At 61.3% G+C, this 14928-nt stretch carries 14 protein-coding genes; 3 read left to right on the forward strand and 11 right to left on the reverse strand.

What is annotated here, in order from left to right:
- Positions 1-2: 2 nt before the first annotated feature.
- The 11 genes from C2L66_RS18490 to C2L66_RS40690 all read right to left on the reverse strand — a co-directional run bounded on the left by C2L66_RS18490 (position 3) and on the right by C2L66_RS40690 (position 10952).
- Complete coding sequence (locus C2L66_RS18490; protein WP_060603924.1) at positions 3-1376, reverse strand: oligosaccharide flippase family protein; 1374 nt, start codon at positions 1374-1376, stop codon at positions 3-5.
- On the reverse strand, positions 1373-2647 hold the full coding sequence (locus tag C2L66_RS18495; protein WP_060603921.1) for a capsular polysaccharide export protein, LipB/KpsS family: 1275 nt from the start codon (positions 2645-2647) through the stop codon (positions 1373-1375). The genes C2L66_RS18490 and C2L66_RS18495 overlap by 4 nt, the downstream gene beginning before the upstream one ends.
- Before the next feature lie 57 nt (positions 2648-2704).
- Positions 2705-3349, reverse strand: coding sequence for a WecB/TagA/CpsF family glycosyltransferase (locus C2L66_RS18500; RefSeq protein ID WP_233444998.1), 645 nt, complete (start codon positions 3347-3349; stop codon positions 2705-2707).
- A gap of 173 nt (positions 3350-3522) precedes the next feature.
- Positions 3523-4404 (reverse strand): glycosyltransferase family 2 protein, encoded by an 882-nt coding sequence (locus C2L66_RS18505; protein ID WP_060603915.1) that lies wholly within the window; start codon positions 4402-4404, stop codon positions 3523-3525.
- Positions 4405-4432: 28 nt separating this feature from the next.
- Positions 4433-5560 carry an NAD-dependent epimerase/dehydratase family protein gene (locus tag C2L66_RS18510; RefSeq protein ID WP_060603913.1) on the reverse strand — a complete coding sequence of 376 codons (1128 nt, stop codon included), beginning with the start codon at positions 5558-5560 and terminating at the stop codon, positions 4433-4435.
- Positions 5557-6582: a dTDP-glucose 4,6-dehydratase gene (gene rfbB / locus C2L66_RS18515; protein ID WP_060603912.1), complete on the reverse strand. Its 1026-nt coding sequence runs from the start codon at positions 6580-6582 to the stop codon at positions 5557-5559. The genes C2L66_RS18510 and rfbB overlap by 4 nt, the downstream gene beginning before the upstream one ends.
- A complete protein-coding gene (gene rfbD, locus C2L66_RS18520; protein ID WP_054932821.1) occupies positions 6582-7469 on the reverse strand; it encodes a dTDP-4-dehydrorhamnose reductase in 888 nt (295 codons plus the stop codon). Before rfbD ends, rfbB begins: the two co-directional genes overlap by 1 nt.
- A 46-nt stretch (positions 7470-7515) precedes the next feature.
- Positions 7516-8088 (reverse strand): dTDP-4-dehydrorhamnose 3,5-epimerase, encoded by a 573-nt coding sequence (gene rfbC / locus C2L66_RS18525; RefSeq protein ID WP_060603911.1) that lies wholly within the window; start codon positions 8086-8088, stop codon positions 7516-7518.
- Positions 8085-8987 carry a glucose-1-phosphate thymidylyltransferase RfbA gene (gene rfbA / locus C2L66_RS18530; RefSeq protein ID WP_054932783.1) on the reverse strand — a complete coding sequence of 301 codons (903 nt, stop codon included), beginning with the start codon at positions 8985-8987 and terminating at the stop codon, positions 8085-8087. The genes rfbC and rfbA overlap by 4 nt, the downstream gene beginning before the upstream one ends.
- 60 nt (positions 8988-9047) lie before the next feature.
- Complete coding sequence (locus C2L66_RS18535) at positions 9048-10463, reverse strand: undecaprenyl-phosphate glucose phosphotransferase (protein ID WP_054932782.1); 1416 nt, start codon at positions 10461-10463, stop codon at positions 9048-9050.
- 129 nt (positions 10464-10592) lie between these two features.
- Entirely contained in the window at positions 10593-10952 is a 360-nt protein-coding gene (locus tag C2L66_RS40690; RefSeq protein ID WP_158512169.1) for a hypothetical protein, read from the reverse strand.
- Between the two features lie 84 nt (positions 10953-11036).
- Between C2L66_RS40690 and C2L66_RS18540 the strand changes: the two genes are divergently transcribed.
- The 3 genes from C2L66_RS18540 (at position 11037) to C2L66_RS18550 (ending at position 14919) form a co-directional block, all read left to right on the forward strand.
- Complete coding sequence (locus tag C2L66_RS18540; protein ID WP_054932781.1) at positions 11037-11288, forward strand: hypothetical protein; 252 nt, start codon at positions 11037-11039, stop codon at positions 11286-11288.
- 3 nt (positions 11289-11291) lie between these two features.
- On the forward strand, positions 11292-11996 hold the full coding sequence (locus C2L66_RS18545) for a YjbF family lipoprotein (RefSeq protein WP_233444999.1): 705 nt from the start codon (positions 11292-11294) through the stop codon (positions 11994-11996).
- Between the two features lie 103 nt (positions 11997-12099).
- Positions 12100-14919 carry a YjbH domain-containing protein gene (locus C2L66_RS18550; protein ID WP_233445000.1) on the forward strand — a complete coding sequence of 940 codons (2820 nt, stop codon included), beginning with the start codon at positions 12100-12102 and terminating at the stop codon, positions 14917-14919.
- Positions 14920-14928 lie beyond the last annotated feature (9 nt).

The following is a 14928-nucleotide window of genomic DNA, read 5'->3' on the forward strand; positions in this document are numbered from 1 at the left end:
CCTCATGATCGTTGTCCATCGTTGCGGGCGAGCCAGTTCTTGAACTGCAGCGCATACAATCCGACGGGCGGAAAGACCGATATGCCGAGTCTGCGGCGTGCAACGACGCCTTCCACGATCTTCTCGCCCGCGAGGGAAAGTGACGTGGCGATCGCCGCTCCTACAGGTCCGATGAGGGGAAGGAGGACAGCACACAGGAAGATGCAGCACGCGGCGGCCCCGGACATCGCGTTGCGGATGGTTTTTTCGCGGCCGTGTACGACGAGCAAGGGCCTGACCGAGCCGCTCGCGACGATCACCAGTTGACCCAATGTCAAAAACACGAGCGCGCCATAGCCTTCGCCGAATTCGCCGCCGAAGAGCTTCAGGATCTCGGGACCGAACAACAGGATCAGAATGAACGCACCAGCAGCAACGACGAACAGCAGCGACGAGATGCGCTGAACCATTTCTTCTATTTCATCGCGTGTCTTGACGCCTCGCATGACTGCGATACGCGGGCCCACGAGAGCATCGATTGGCGGTATGAGAAAGCCGGACAACGTCAGTGCGACCCGTTGCGCGATCGAGTACGCACCGACTGCACCCGGCGAAGCCGACATGCCTACCGCGAAGACTGCGACCCAGAGCAAGGCCATCTGACCGACATTGCCAATCAGGAGCGGCGCAGCAGCGCTCAGCAGAGGCGGATGTGGAACAGCATATTGTGCGCTGCCCTGGACCTTGTGAGCGATAAAGCGGTGCCATTGCGCGTAGGCAAGTGCCGCATTGAAAACGCTGGCTGCGAGATAGATCTGTGCACCTTGAACTCCTGTTTGAGGATGGACAAGAAGCATCAGCGGCAACGAAATGAGGGGAATCCACAGGCTGAGTATGGCGATACTGGCTTCCGGGCGATGAATGATCTGCAGGAAAGGCACATGCAGCAGCGCAAAAGCGAGCGGAACGATCGAGGCTGCAAACCACGGCATGACATCGCGAAGGGCTTCCTGATGGAAGACGTCACGCGCGAGAGGGTCGTTGACCAGTAGCAGCAGAGCGGCAATCGCGATGCTGGCACACAGGCACAACCTCACCGTGCGATGGTAGATACTACGCAGCGCGTGCCATTGGTCGTCGCGCACGAGTGGACCACCCTCGCGAATGACGATCTGTTCCAGACCGAGCCGTCCAATCGTCGAGAGCAGCGTGGCCGCGCCCAGGCCGATCATGTAAAGGCCCGTCTGTGCGGCCCCGAGATATCTGCCGAGATAGACCACGAACGCAAGATTGGCGACGGCGCCGAGCACCCGCGACACGAAGCTCGACGCGATGCGCCGGACCACGGGATTGCGCTGGATGGAGACAGCGATGTTTGCAATGCGCGCCAGCGTCATGCCACCGCCGGCAGTGAAGCAAGAACGCGCTGCGCAATCGACCGCGTGAACGACAGGTCGATGTCCGTAAAGTGCCCTCTGATGAAATACTTTTCAATGAGCGGCCCGAGCAGTTCCGCGGGCTTTGGGCACCCCGTCTCATTCTGAGCGACGAGCAGTGCACGCAATTCGTCCTGAGACCTCGCGGTCAGGATGCCCGGAAGATGGTCGTAGAACGATTCTCCAAGCACGATGACGCGATGCTCCCTTGCAAACGCATCGAGCCCCGTCATCGAATTGACGGTGACCGTGATGCGACACCGATCGAGATCTTGCGAAAGCGGCGCAGTGCTCAAGATGACGTTGCCGGATGCCGCAACAAGGTCATAGAAAGCGGGCGAGTACTTGCGGCGGTACAGCGGATGTTCGCGGACCACGATCGTCCATGACGGATCGGCGCTTGCAAGCACGATTTGCAACAGCCCAACGTCGTCGAGCCGTAGTGGGTTGTGGTAGATATTGTTCGCGTCTTCGGGTACCTGCATGGCCACGAGGACCGTCTTGCGAGCATCCATGTTGTCGGGCGCTTTGGAACCGAGCGCCGCATAGCGCGCGCGCGAACACTTGCGGAGCCGGTATGGCAACAAATCAGGCGGCACGAAGCCGGTGATGGCGCCCTGGCCGAGAGCGAGACGGTCGAGCAAGGTGTAGAGCCTGTTACCCCATCGCGTTGCATTCGTGACCGGATTGAACGGCGTTGCCGATGCCTGCAGGCCAGCGAGTTCGTGCCGGAACGAACAATTCGCATTGACCCCTTGCCGATCGAGAACGGTAGTGCGATACGGTCCTTGTTCGAAGTACCAGGTCGCGGCTTTCGTGCGCTTCAATGCGCGCATCAGCGATTCGGCGGGCAAGCGCGTGTCGCCGCTGACAATCGCCACGTCCGGATCGAATCGCGTGACGAGCGCTTCGCAAAGCGCCATCATCTTGCGGCCCTGGCGTCGGAGCTTCTTTTCCTGCGGGTGTTCAAGGTTCGGGGCGGACGCATGGAAGCGGATCAGCGCTTGCAGCTCTTCGTTCGATAGGTCCGTCTCCGCGCTCGAGCTCGCATGGGCGCGCCAGGAAAGTGCGACGACCTCCCGGCCGTGCAGCTTGAAATAGGCCCACGCGCCGGGAAACACGGCGAGATGCAGAAACTTTGCATCCGGTTCGTACTGCTTCCACGCGTCTTCAATCGCGCAGAAGAAGCGCGCCATCGAGTGATAATAAACAAGCGTGACGATCTTTCTCATTGGTCTTTGCCGGATGCGATGATGTTTGCCTGGTGTTCCGCGTCGGTCATCGCCATGTCAGATGAGCGCTTGTTGTTCCTGCCGCACACGCCTGAACGAACGCGATATTCGTAGTGCGCGAAACAGGAAAACCGAGTTGCCCAGGACGTAGCGGCGAAACAGCCGTTTCGGTTCTTGTGCCAGGCGGAACAGCCATTCGAGATGAAGCGACTGAACGACATTGGGCGCGCGAGTGACGCGGCCCGAGATGAAATCAAGGATGGCTCCGCCATTGATGATCAGGCACGGCCAGTTCACGGCGTCTTTCAGTGCAAGCGCGATACGCTCCTGCTTGGGCATTCCCATCGCCAGAATCACGACATCCGGTTTGCCCGAAAGAACGGCGTTCACATAACAATGGTCGGGCAGAAATCCGTCGAGCTTGAGTGCGATCGATACGCCGGAAGAAGCGAGCTTGTCAGCGGCGATCGATAGATAGGGATCTCGAGTACCCATCAGCGCAACGCGGCCCGACGACTGATTCAACATCTTCGGAATCAGGTCGGTCCCGTTCATGTTGATGCCGGGATGGACGCCGAGCAGCGACAAGAGAATCGAGACCCCGACGCCGTCGCGAAGCAGCACATCAGATTCCACCAGACTCCTGCGGTAATTGGTCTCCTGCCACGCGAGATTGAAAGCATGCGCATTCAGGAACGACACGACGACCGGTCGTTGCACCTGCCGCATCGATTCGAGAATGCGCTCATATTCCCACTCGCTTTTCACGAGTGTCAGTTTCCTGATCACGCTGCTTCCACGCATGTGATATCGATACGCCATCTCTCCCCCAGTTCTCCAGTTGAGTGCGGGCGAACGCCGCCCGCGCTCTGCGATCAGGTTTGCGGCAACGACCGGGTCATCTGCAGCGCGTCGCGCATCGCGCGCATTTCGACCTTGTTGCGCACCAAAAAATGGAATCCACCCAAGGCCAGCGCCGACGTGAGCACCGCCAGGTTACGGCGACGGATGCCCCAGTAGAGCCAGTTCCGTGTCATGAAGTAGCGGGAGAACTCCGACTTCGCACCGCCCGTCGACGAACTGATCTTGTGCCAGAGATGAATTCGCGGCGTGAAGTAAATGCGGATGCCGGCCTGAGTCAGCTCATGGCAAAAGACCGTGTCGTCGTAGTAGACGAACAGTTCTTCCCACATCCTGATGCCTGAATCTCGCAGCGGCCAGCTCTTGACGATCAGCGAGCAGGTTGGCGCATAGTCCACGCGATAAAGCGCGTCGCGTGTCAGCCGATCCCGTTTGTTGTGTCCAAAATGTCGGCAGCCTCCCTTGAGATAGCTGAGCTTGCCACCCGCATACCAGACCTTTTCGGCCGGCGTGTAATAGAACATCTTTGGCGCGAGCGCATCCACTTCCGGGTGATTCGCGAGCACGTCGACCTGCCGATGCAGGAAGTCCGGATTGACTTCGATGTCGTTGTTCAGAAACAGGATATGCGTGTAAGACGGGTCACCGAGAAAGAAATCGATGCCCTGGTTATTCCCCGCCGCAACCCCCGCGTTGTCCCGATTACGAACGAAAGTAAACGGTACGGTCAGTCCCTTGCGGATCTCGTGCTCGCAATGGAAGTTGGCGACGTCATTCTCGACGAACAGAATATGGAACTCGCGGAACGTTTGCGCATTCATGCTTTTGATGAAGCCATCGATGACGCTGTCCGACTTGAACAGAACCGTCACGATGCCGATTTTCGTAGACCTCACGGCTCGACTCGCTTTTCAGGTTACGGGATTAATTCATCAAACCGCGTGCGCGCATTTCGGAGACGGAGCGTTCGTAACCCGCGTCTTCGATCGTCTGCGATCGCACCCATTCGCCGAAGCGCTCTGCGCCCTCGCGAAACGAAACGCTTGCCTGGAAGGCGAGTTCGTCGCGAATCTTCGTCACGTCCGCGAAGTTGTGGCGAATGTCACCCAGCCGGAAATCGCCTGTGATGTTCAATTCACCGGCGGCACCGTAGATCTGCTTCAAGGTCGCGGCAACTTCGAGCACGCTGGTCGCGACGCCGGAACCGACGTTGTATGCGGCTTGCTGGATGTGCTGGGCATCTAGCGCGAGAATGATGGACTCGACCACGTCATCGATGTAGACGAAGTCACGCGTTTCCTTGCCGTCTTCAAAGATGTTGACGTCTTTTCCCTGGAGCAGCAGAGTCGAGAAGATCGACAGGATGCCTGTGTACGGATTGCGCAGTGACTGCCCAGGTCCATAGACGTTCTGGAAGCGCAGCGCCGCGGCGCCGATGCCCATGCCGGCGCATACCATGAGCACCAGTTGCTCCTGTACGAGCTTCGTGATGCCGTAGACGGAGCTCGGATGGGTTTTCGACGTTTCGTCGGTGGCGACAACTGTGAGCGATTCGCCCGTGTGCGGATCGAGGCACTCGAAGCGGCCGTTGCGCATATCGTGCGCACTGCGGGTGGCGGGGTAGACGTAGCCTTGAGGGCCGAGATACTTGCCTTCCCCATATATCGACCGCGACGACGCGACCACTACCCGTTGAACGGTGTTTCCGGGCCGCGCCAGATGATCAAGAAGCACCGACGTGCCGCGTATGTTGGTCTCCACATAGCGGTCGACCTGGTACATCGATTGTCCCGTCCCCGTCTCGGCTGCGAGATGAACGACGGCATCCTGGCCGTCGAGCGCGCGGTCCCAATCGCTCGTGTTGCGTACATCGCCCTGGATGAAACGCACCTGACCCGGCAGGCTCTGGAACAGCGGAGATTCGCCCGGGTTCGATCCGTGAATCTGCGGCGAAAGATTGTCGAGCACGGTAACGGCATCGCCCCGTGCAACCAGTGCGTTAGCAAGTGCGCTGCCGATAAAGCCCGCGCCTCCCGTGATGAGTATTTTCATTGTGTCCACCCCAGTTGCCAGTCGATCGTCTTTGCGAGGCCGCTCTCGAAGTCCTCGGCGGGACCCCAGTCAAGCGCATCGGTGATCTTTGCGTTGTTGATCGCGTAGCGCCGGTCATGGCCCGCGCGGTCGTTGACGAACTCGATCAGCCGTTCGTGCGGCGCGCGTCCCGGAATCCGTTCGTCGAACAGCCGGCAGATCAAGGCGACGACATCGTTGTTACGCCACTCGTTGCAGCCGCCGATGTTGTATGTTTCGCCGAGCTGTCCGTGCGTGAGCACACGGTGAAGCGCGCGGCAGTGATCGTCGACGTAGAGCCAGTCGCGAATGTTCTGACCGTCGCCATACACGGGTATAGGCTTGCCTTCGAGGCAATTTCGGATCACCGTCGGAATGAACTTTTCGCCGTGCTGGCGCGGCCCGTAGTTGTTCGAGCAGTTGGTCGTGACGACGGGCAAACCGTAGGTGTGGAAATACGCTCGCACCAGATGGTCTGAGGCCGCCTTGCTGGCGGAGTACGGCGAATTGGGCGTATAGGGCGTGGTCTCAGCGAATGGCGGATCGTTCGGGCTCAGCGAGCCGAACACTTCGTCGGTCGAGATGTGATGAAAGCGCCGCGTGCGCGCAACCTCCAGCGGGTCGCGTTCCTGGGGGCTGAGCCACGCGGCCCGTGCGGCTTCGAGCAGCGTGAAGGTGCCGTTGACGTTGGTGCGCACGAATTCGCCGGGATGCGTAATCGAGCGGTCGACATGGCTCTGCGCGGCGAAGTGCACGACGGTGTCGATCTGATGCTCGTCGAAGAGTTGCGTGACGAGCGATGAATCGCAGATGTCGCCGTGCACGAAGACGTGCCTGTCCGGCGCGGGCAGATCGGACAGGTTGTCGAGTGTGCCCGCATACGTCAGCAGATCGAGGTTGACGATGTGCACGGCAGGGTCCGACCGCAGCATGTGGTGCACGAAGTTGGATCCGATGAAGCCGGCGCCGCCGGTCACGAGCAGGGTTGTAGGCGTATAGCGCATCAGTGGGCAGCCCAGTGGTCAAGTACTTCGATAAGGCCGTCTTTCCATGGGCGTGCGTCGAAGCCGAGCAGCGCTCGCGTCGTACCCATGTCGAGTGCGGAGTTTTTCGGTCGGGGCGCGGGCAGCGGGTACTCTTCTGTCGCAATGGGCCGCAACACGGGCATCTCGTCGATCATTCCGCGCGCTGCGGCATAAGCGAGCGTCGCGCTGGCGAGTCCGTGCCATGTCGTGACGGGCGAGCCCGTGTAGTGATAGGTGCCCCAGGGAATCGAGGTGTTGCGGCCTGCGCGAAGGTGCCGGTCAGCGAGCGCTAGCAGCACCTCGGCGATCGCGCCGGCATGCGTCGGCGCGCCGAACTGGTCGGCGACGATGCTGAGTTCGCTCCGCTCGCGCGCGAGACGCAGCATGGTCTTCACGAAATTGTTGCCGTGCGCGCCGAATACCCACGAGACGCGCAGAATCACGTGTTGTCGCAACCGCGCACGGATCGCTTCTTCGCCTGCCCATTTGCTCTTTCCATAGGTGCCGGCAGGTGTGCCGGGATCGTCCGGTGCGTATGCCTCGGGGTGCGAGCCGTCGAACACGTAGTCCGTGGACAGATGAAGCAGCGGCGTGCGCGTGCGGGCGAGTGCACTGGACAGCACCGCGACGGCATCGCAATTGACGGCGAAGGCTGCTTCGGCATCGCTCTCTGCACGATCGACAGCGGTATAGGCGGCCGCGTTGATGACGATGCGCACATCGTGCTCACGCAACGCTTCCATTACGGCGTCGCGATCCGTGATGTCGAGCGAGTGCCGGTCAAGCCCGACGACCTGGCGGTCGCCTGCGCGCAGCACGAGTTCGCGGCCTACCTGGCCGCCTGCGCCGAGTACGAGAATCGTCATCGTGCGCCTCCTGTCGGCGCGCACACACCGCATAGCCTCTCGCGCTTCATATCGTGACCTCACGCGAGGCAGCCAGCCTCAGCGGTTCGAGTTCCTTCAGGAGCGGAAGAACGCGATCCTTGCCGGACAGGGTCGCGGCGTCGGCGGGCAGCGGCCACTTGATACCGATGTCCGCGTCGTTCCAGCGCACGCCCGCATCGGATTGCGGGTCGTAGAACGTCGTGCATTTGTAGGCGAAGTCGGCGTCCTCGGACAGCACGCAAAAGCCGTGTGCGAAGCCGGGAGGAATCCACAGCATGCGGTGACGCACGTCGTCGAGCGTGACGCCGACCCAGTGGCCGTAGGTGGGTGAACTCTCGCGGACATCGACGGCGACGTCGAATACGGTGCCGCGGGCGGCGCGCACGAGCTTGCCTTGCGGATTGCGCCGTTGGAAGTGAAGGCCGCGCAGCACGCCGCGCCGCGAGCGCGACTGATTGTCCTGTACGAACTTCACGTTCACGCCTGCCGTCGCAAGCCATGTTTCGCGGAAGGTTTCGACGAAGAAGCCGCGCTCGTCGCCGAATACGCTCGGCTCGAGTATCAGCACTCCGGGAATATCGGTTTCGATGATGTTCAAAGCGCGATCTCCTGCTGCAGCAGGTTGATGAGATACTGGCCATAGCCATTCTTCAGAAGCGGCGATGCGAGGCGCTCGACGTCCTCGCCGCCGATCCATCCGCGTCGCCAGGCGATCTCTTCCGGACACGCGATCTGCAGCCCCTGACGCGCCTGCATCAGATGGACGAAGTTGGCGGCGTCGAGCAGCGATTCGTGCGTGCCCGTATCCAGCCACGTGTAGCCGCGACCCATCAGCTCGACGCTGAGCCGGCCCTGGGCGAGATACGCGCGGTTCAGGTCGGTGATTTCAAGCTCGCCGCGAGCCGATGGCCGGATCTCGCGCGCCATCCGCACGACATCGCAGTCGTAAAAATAGAGGCCCGTCACGGCGTAATTGCTGCGAGGCTCGCGCGGCTTCTCTTCGAGGCTGGTCGCGTTGCCGTTGTCGTCGAGCGTGACCACGCCGTACCGCTGGGGATCGCTTACGTAGTAGCCGAAGATGCTCGCGCCTTCCTGTCTCGCGCCGGCACGCTCGAGCAAGGCGGTGAGGCCGGTCCCGTAGAAGATGTTGTCGCCGAGGATCAGCGCGGACGGACTGTCGCCCAGAAACTTCTCGCCGATAAGGAATGCCTGTGCGAGGCCATCGGGCTGCGGCTGGACCGCGTACGAAAGACTCAAGCCCCAGCTGGAACCGTCGCCGAGGAGCGTGGAGAACGCTGCGCTGTCCTGCGGCGTCGTGATGATGAGGATGTCTCTGATCCCGGCGAGCATCAGCGTCGAGAGCGGGTAATAGATCATCGGTTTGTCGTAGACAGGCATCAACTGCTTGCTGACTGAGCGTGTCAGTGGATGCAGGCGCGAACCGGTTCCTCCGGCGAGGATCAGGCCCTTGCGGGTGACGCGGTGCGTGACGGTCATGGCAATCTCATGCGTGAGAGAGGAGAGAACACTTGATGTAGCGGCGAGGCAGGTGTTGCGTCAGTAGGCATGCAGCCCCCTGAAGCCGCGGAATATCGTCATCAGCACGATCTTCAGGTCGAGGCCGAACGTCCAGTTCTCGATGTAGTTGAGATCGAGGGCGACGCGGCCCTGCATCTTGTCGATGTGATCCGTCTCGCCGCGATAGCCGTTGATCTGTGCCCAGCCGGTAATGCCCGGCTTGATGCGGTACCGGCACATGTAGCCGTGCACGAGATCCTTGTATTGCTCATCGTGCTGAAGCGCATGCGGGCGCGGCCCGACAACCGACATTTCGCCCCGCAGCACGTTGATGAACTGCGGCAGCTCGTCGAGACTCGTGCGGCGCAGGAACGCGCCGACGGGCGTGACGCGCGGGTCGTGACGCCTCGCCTGGGTGAGCTTGCCCGGCTCTTCGTGATGCACGACCATGGTCCGGAACTTGTAGATCTGAAACTCGCTGCCGTTTATGCCCTTGCGCCATTGCCGGAAAAACACCGGCCCCGGCGATGACAGCTTCACCATGATCGCGATCGCCACCATTAGAGGCAGGATGGCGATGAGCACCAGCGCGGCGAAGAACCGGTCGAATACTTCTTTGGGCACGAACCGGTGATCGGCAGGCGGGGAGGCCAGCAGATTGATGGCTGGCACGCCAAGCACTTCGTCGACGGCATGGTTGAAAAGCGCCGGGCCTTGCACGTTCGGGATGAAGCGGATGTTGACGAACTCGTGCTTGAACTCATGCAGGATCGCTTCGATGCGCGCTTCTTCGCGGAAGGTCACGAGCCACAGTTCGTCGATCACGCCGTCGCGCACCGTGGCTGCGAGAGATTCGAGCGACGTGATGACGGGTACGCCGCAGGAAAACTGCGCGGCCTCAGGGGTATCGTCGAAGACGCACACGCACTTGAAGCCACCCGCCGGAGTACGTTGCAGCTTCTCGACCAGCTGCATGCCGAATGCGTTCGCACCGACGATTGCGACGGACTTCATCTTCACGCGCGAGCGCGACTTCGTGACGTGCAACAGGCGATGGTTGGCCGAGCGCACCGTGATCAGTAGAGCGAGCGTGACGGCGAACCATGCGCCGCACCAGAGCCGGGAAATCGAAAATGCTTGTTGAACCGCAAGCATAAACGCAATGCCAACGATGAAAACCGTTGTCCAGCCTACGGTTATGCGCATTGCAACATGCCATAACGAATCGCGATCCGACGCTTTATAAATGCCGAGTGCGGGAAAGAGAATGCCACTCATCGCCGTATTGAATGCGACAAGCACGACAATTGGCTGTGTCCATGAAGCTGAAATATCAAAACGCATAGAAAATGCGATTGCAGCACCAATGAGAACGATGCAGGAGTCGAGTGCACGCGAAAAGAAACCAAGGCGGTAAACGACGGAATTGCTTTCCAGAAAGCGAGCCGCTTGCATGACGTTTCCCCAATGGTTACTGATTTCGGAATTAACGAAAAACACCTGATCTGACTGCCACGAAAAGCATCAACCGGCTTGCTGCGCCGCCCCTGCCGTCAATTTGGGCAGGGTCACGGGCCGCGACAATCAGGTGGTCGGCGCGGCGGCGGAGGTGACGGCACAGTTGAAGAATTCAGGACGTGCATTTCCCATTAAATTTAATACGCGAGAAATAATGTTCGTTCTGGCATCAGAAGCCGTTTTAACTCTTTTGCGTCGCATCATATCCAGGTAAAAAGCGGGAAAACCCGTACTGACGTCAAACGGCAAGATATTGACGCCGTAAGTCAATGCAATTGCCCGGTGCATACGTGCGAGCTGTATTTGCGCGACAAGGGTATTTCCTTTTTTCGTCAAAACATTGCCGTTTTTGGCCGCAAGCATCGATTGCACTGCAGCAAATGTACTATTCGGCTCATTGCGAGAGCGTTGCAGCTGCAATCGCAATTACCCGGCTTCTTTAAGTGAATTCAAAGCCGCCGGTATTTAACTTTTTGCAGCGGCTTTTGCCGCCGCCCAATGAGGTGGTGTATGAAAACGCTTCTTATGCTGGTTTCGGCAGCAGCGCTTGCGTTGCCTTCACTGTCATACGCGCAGGGCGAGGAGGGTGCCGCCGCTGCTGTGTCCGCTGCGACGGCGGGCGGCATCAGTGGAACTGCACTCGTCGTGGCGGGCGTCGTCGCAACGGCGGCCGTTGTTGCCGCTGTCGCGAGTGGCGGCGGCAATGGCACGTCCTCGACGGGAACGACGGGGACGACGGGTACCACTGGCACGACGCCCTGATCCTTGCGCTTTCTCGAAATTGCGGGTCATGCCCGCTTCCGCCCCTACGCCCAGCGTTATCCGGTGACGCTCGCCCGCAGTCTGGCCTGCGCATCGATCATCTTGCTGTGCGCCTGTACCCAGCCCATGCGCGCGATATCGGACAGCTACGCCTTCCTTCGTCAAACCAGCGAAGCACAAATCGAGCGCACGGTTCTCGCGAAAGATCAGCGGTATCTGAAGGTCTCCTCGCGAGGACGCACGGCGCTTCTCGTGCTTGGTTACATCGAGCGTGATCCGCAGGGAGACGTCGAAGTGTGGTACTCAGGCGCGCGCGAAGTGTTGCGCATTCAGAATGGCCGCCTTGTCGGCGCGACGGGTCTGTCGACGGAATGGGCGAACGTACGGCTGGCGTCGCCGCCGGACTGGCTAGCAGTTGCGGGCGTGACATCGTATGTGCGCCGACGCGATGTGATGCCGGGCTACGATTTCGATGAATACGACAAGGTGACGGTGCAGCCGATCAGCATGCCTTCGGACACTCGCTACACGGGCCCGGGCGCCGCGCAGTTGCGCTGGTACGTCGAGCGCTCGCAGGGGCGCATTGCGTTGCGCGACGCGCGCTACGCAGTCGCGCAGAAAGCGGGCAAGGCTATCGTCGTGTACGGCGAACAATGTCTCGACCCAGGGCTATGCATCAGCTGGCAGCGCTGGCCCGCCGAAGCTTGACGTGATGGCCAGCGGAGTCAAGGACGCGCTCGAGCGCGGAAGAAGCTATGCGTTCTATTGCTTGCTATCGTGTACAAGCGTGCCCGCATTCGGAGCGCACGCTGTGACCATCAGCACACCGGTGCGGCTCGGCGACTGGCTGGCCGACAGGCTCGCCACGCCGCAAGCGCGCGAGCGTGATATCTACGTCACGGGCATCCAGTGGCAGTCGGCGCGCGAGCGCACCTTGCAGCAAGGTGCAAGGCAGACGCTGCTTGACCAGATCGGCTATCTGTCAGGACCGGACGTGCCGCCTCAGGCAGAGCGCGAGGGACTCGCCGCACTCGTTGCATCGCGACGGGCGACCGGCCGCGTCGTGCTCAAGCGCGCCGACCCACGCTGGCTGCAAGCCAACCCGAGCGACGATCCGATTCTGGACGCAGGCGATGCAGTCGCCATTCCGGAGCGGCCATCGAGTGTCACGGTGATCCGCGGCGACGGCTCGCTTTGCGCTGTGCCGTACGTCGCGCAAGCCGAGGCGTTGTACTACATCCGCGCCTGCAATCCCGATGCAGCCCCCGATTGGGCGTGGATCGCACAGCCGGACGGCGTCGTGCAGAAGGCGGCCGTTGCGCTGTGGAATCGCGCGCCGCAAGATCCGCCCGCACCCGGCGCATGGATCTGGGCGCCCAATCGCGACTCTGGCTGGCCCGAGTCGCTCTCAATCCGCCTCGCCGCTTTCTTCGCGACGCAGGGCCCCTCCGGACTGGACGATGAGGGACACGGCGTCGCGCCCGAGCAGCCTGCGCCCGCGGCGGCAGTGCCGCAAGCTGCGCAGTTCCGCGCGCGCGACCTGCCCGTCACGGCCAGCGATTGGGGCACGGCAGGGCTGTTGCAAACGCCTACCGCACGCATGAACGAGGCGGGCGAAGCGTCGGTGGGCGTCTCGGTCACGTCGCCTTATACGCGGTACAACGTGATGCTGCAGCCGCTCGACTGGCTCGAGTTCGGCTTCCGCTATACCGACATCAGCTCGCAACGATATGGCCCTGCAACGCTGAGCGGCACGCAGAGCTACAAGGACAAGAGCATCGACTTCAAGGTTCGCCTGCTGAAGGAAACGGCCATCAGGCCGGCGCTCGCATTCGGCATGCGCGATGTCGGCGGGACGGGCCTGTTCTCCGGCGAGTATTTCGTTGCGAGCAAGCGCACCGGGGATTTCGACTGGAGTCTCGGCGTGGGCTGGGGCTATCTCGGCGCACGCGGCGATATTCCGAACCCGCTGTCCGTGTTCAGCGACAGCTTCAGGAACCGGCCTGCGTCGGACGTGAATGTGTCGAACTCCGGAACGTTCTCGCGCGGGTATTTTCGCGGCTCGATATCGTTGTTCGGCGGTGTGCAATATCAGACGCCGTGGACACCGCTCATCCTGAAGCTCGAGTACGACGGCAACAATTACCAGAATGAACCGTTTCACCAGCGGTTTACTACGCGGTCGAGCTTCAATATCGGCGCGGTGTATCGCGTGACCTCGAATATCGATGTCACGGCCGCGTTGGAACGGGGCAACCGCGCGATGCTCGGCGTGACGCTGCATGGCAAGCTGAGCAACATCGGCACGCCGAAGGTCAGCGATCCGCCGCCGATACCGGTTGCCATGCCGTCTTCGGCCGCGTCTTCGTCTGCTGTGCCGGCGCCGGCTCCGGCCGCCAATGGGTACGACTGGAGCGCGACCGCGCGGAACCTCGAACAGCAAACCGGCTTTACGGTGCAGAACGTCTATCGCGACGGCGCGCAACTCATCGTCGTGTTCGATCAGGTCGATGCGTTCTATCTCGAGGACAAGATCGATCGCATCGTGACCGTGCTGAACCGGGATGCGCCCCCGGACGTGCGTGCGTTCCGTATCACGCTGCGTTCGCGCGGGCTGCCCGTCACCGGTTACGCCGTGATTCGCGACACGTGGGTGACGAATCACACGCGTGCATTGCCGCCCATCGACAGACAGCAGGCCGTGTACACGTCGCCCCCCGCGATCGTGCCGGACGAAGACATGCACCGCGCCGACGTCTACGAGGGCTCGCAGAAGCGCTTCTACGTCTCCGTGGGGCCTGCATACCAGCAGACCCTCGGCGGGCCGAACGGGTTCGTGCTCTATCAGATATCGGCCAATGCCTATACGGAAGCGCGTCTACGGCGCGATACGTGGCTTGCGGGCGATTTCAACCTCGGACTCGTCGACAACTACGACAAGTTCACCTACACGGCTCCGAGCAATTTGCCGCGCGTGCGCACGTATCTGCGCGAGTACCTGACGACGTCCCGCTTCACGATGCCGCTGCTGCAACTCACGCACGTGGGTGCGATCGGCCGCGACCAATACTACAGCGTGTATGGCGGATACCTCGAAAGCATGTTCGCCGGCGTTGGCGCGGAGTGGCTCTATCGCCCGTGGGGCAGTTCGCTGGCGCTCGGTGTAGACGTGAACCGCGTGCGGCAGCGAGGTTTCAGGCAGGACTTCTCGTTGCGCGACTACTCCGTCACGACGGGCAACGTGACGCTCTATTGGGACACCGGCTGGAACGGCGTACGAGTCGATCTGAGCGTCGGACAGTACCTCGCGAAGGATCGCGGTGCGACCCTCGACATTAGCCGCGTGTTCCGCAATGGCGTGACTATCGGCGCGTATGCGACGAAGACCAATGTGACGGGCGCGCAGTTCGGCGAAGGCAGTTTCGACAAGGGCATCTACGTGACGATTCCGTTCGATGCGCTGTTCACCCGTTCGACGGGAGGCGTCGCGGCAATCCGCTGGTCGCCGCTCACGCGCGACGGCGGCGCGAAGCTGGCGCGTCAATTCACGCTGTACGACATCACGGACAAAAGCAATCCGCGCAACTTGTGGTTCGCGCCGCCTTCGGCAGCGCAGACGGGTCCCGAGTAGCGCGCTTTG

The organism is Paraburkholderia caribensis (assembly GCF_002902945.1).
GTDB lineage: Bacteria > Pseudomonadota > Gammaproteobacteria > Burkholderiales > Burkholderiaceae > Paraburkholderia > Paraburkholderia caribensis.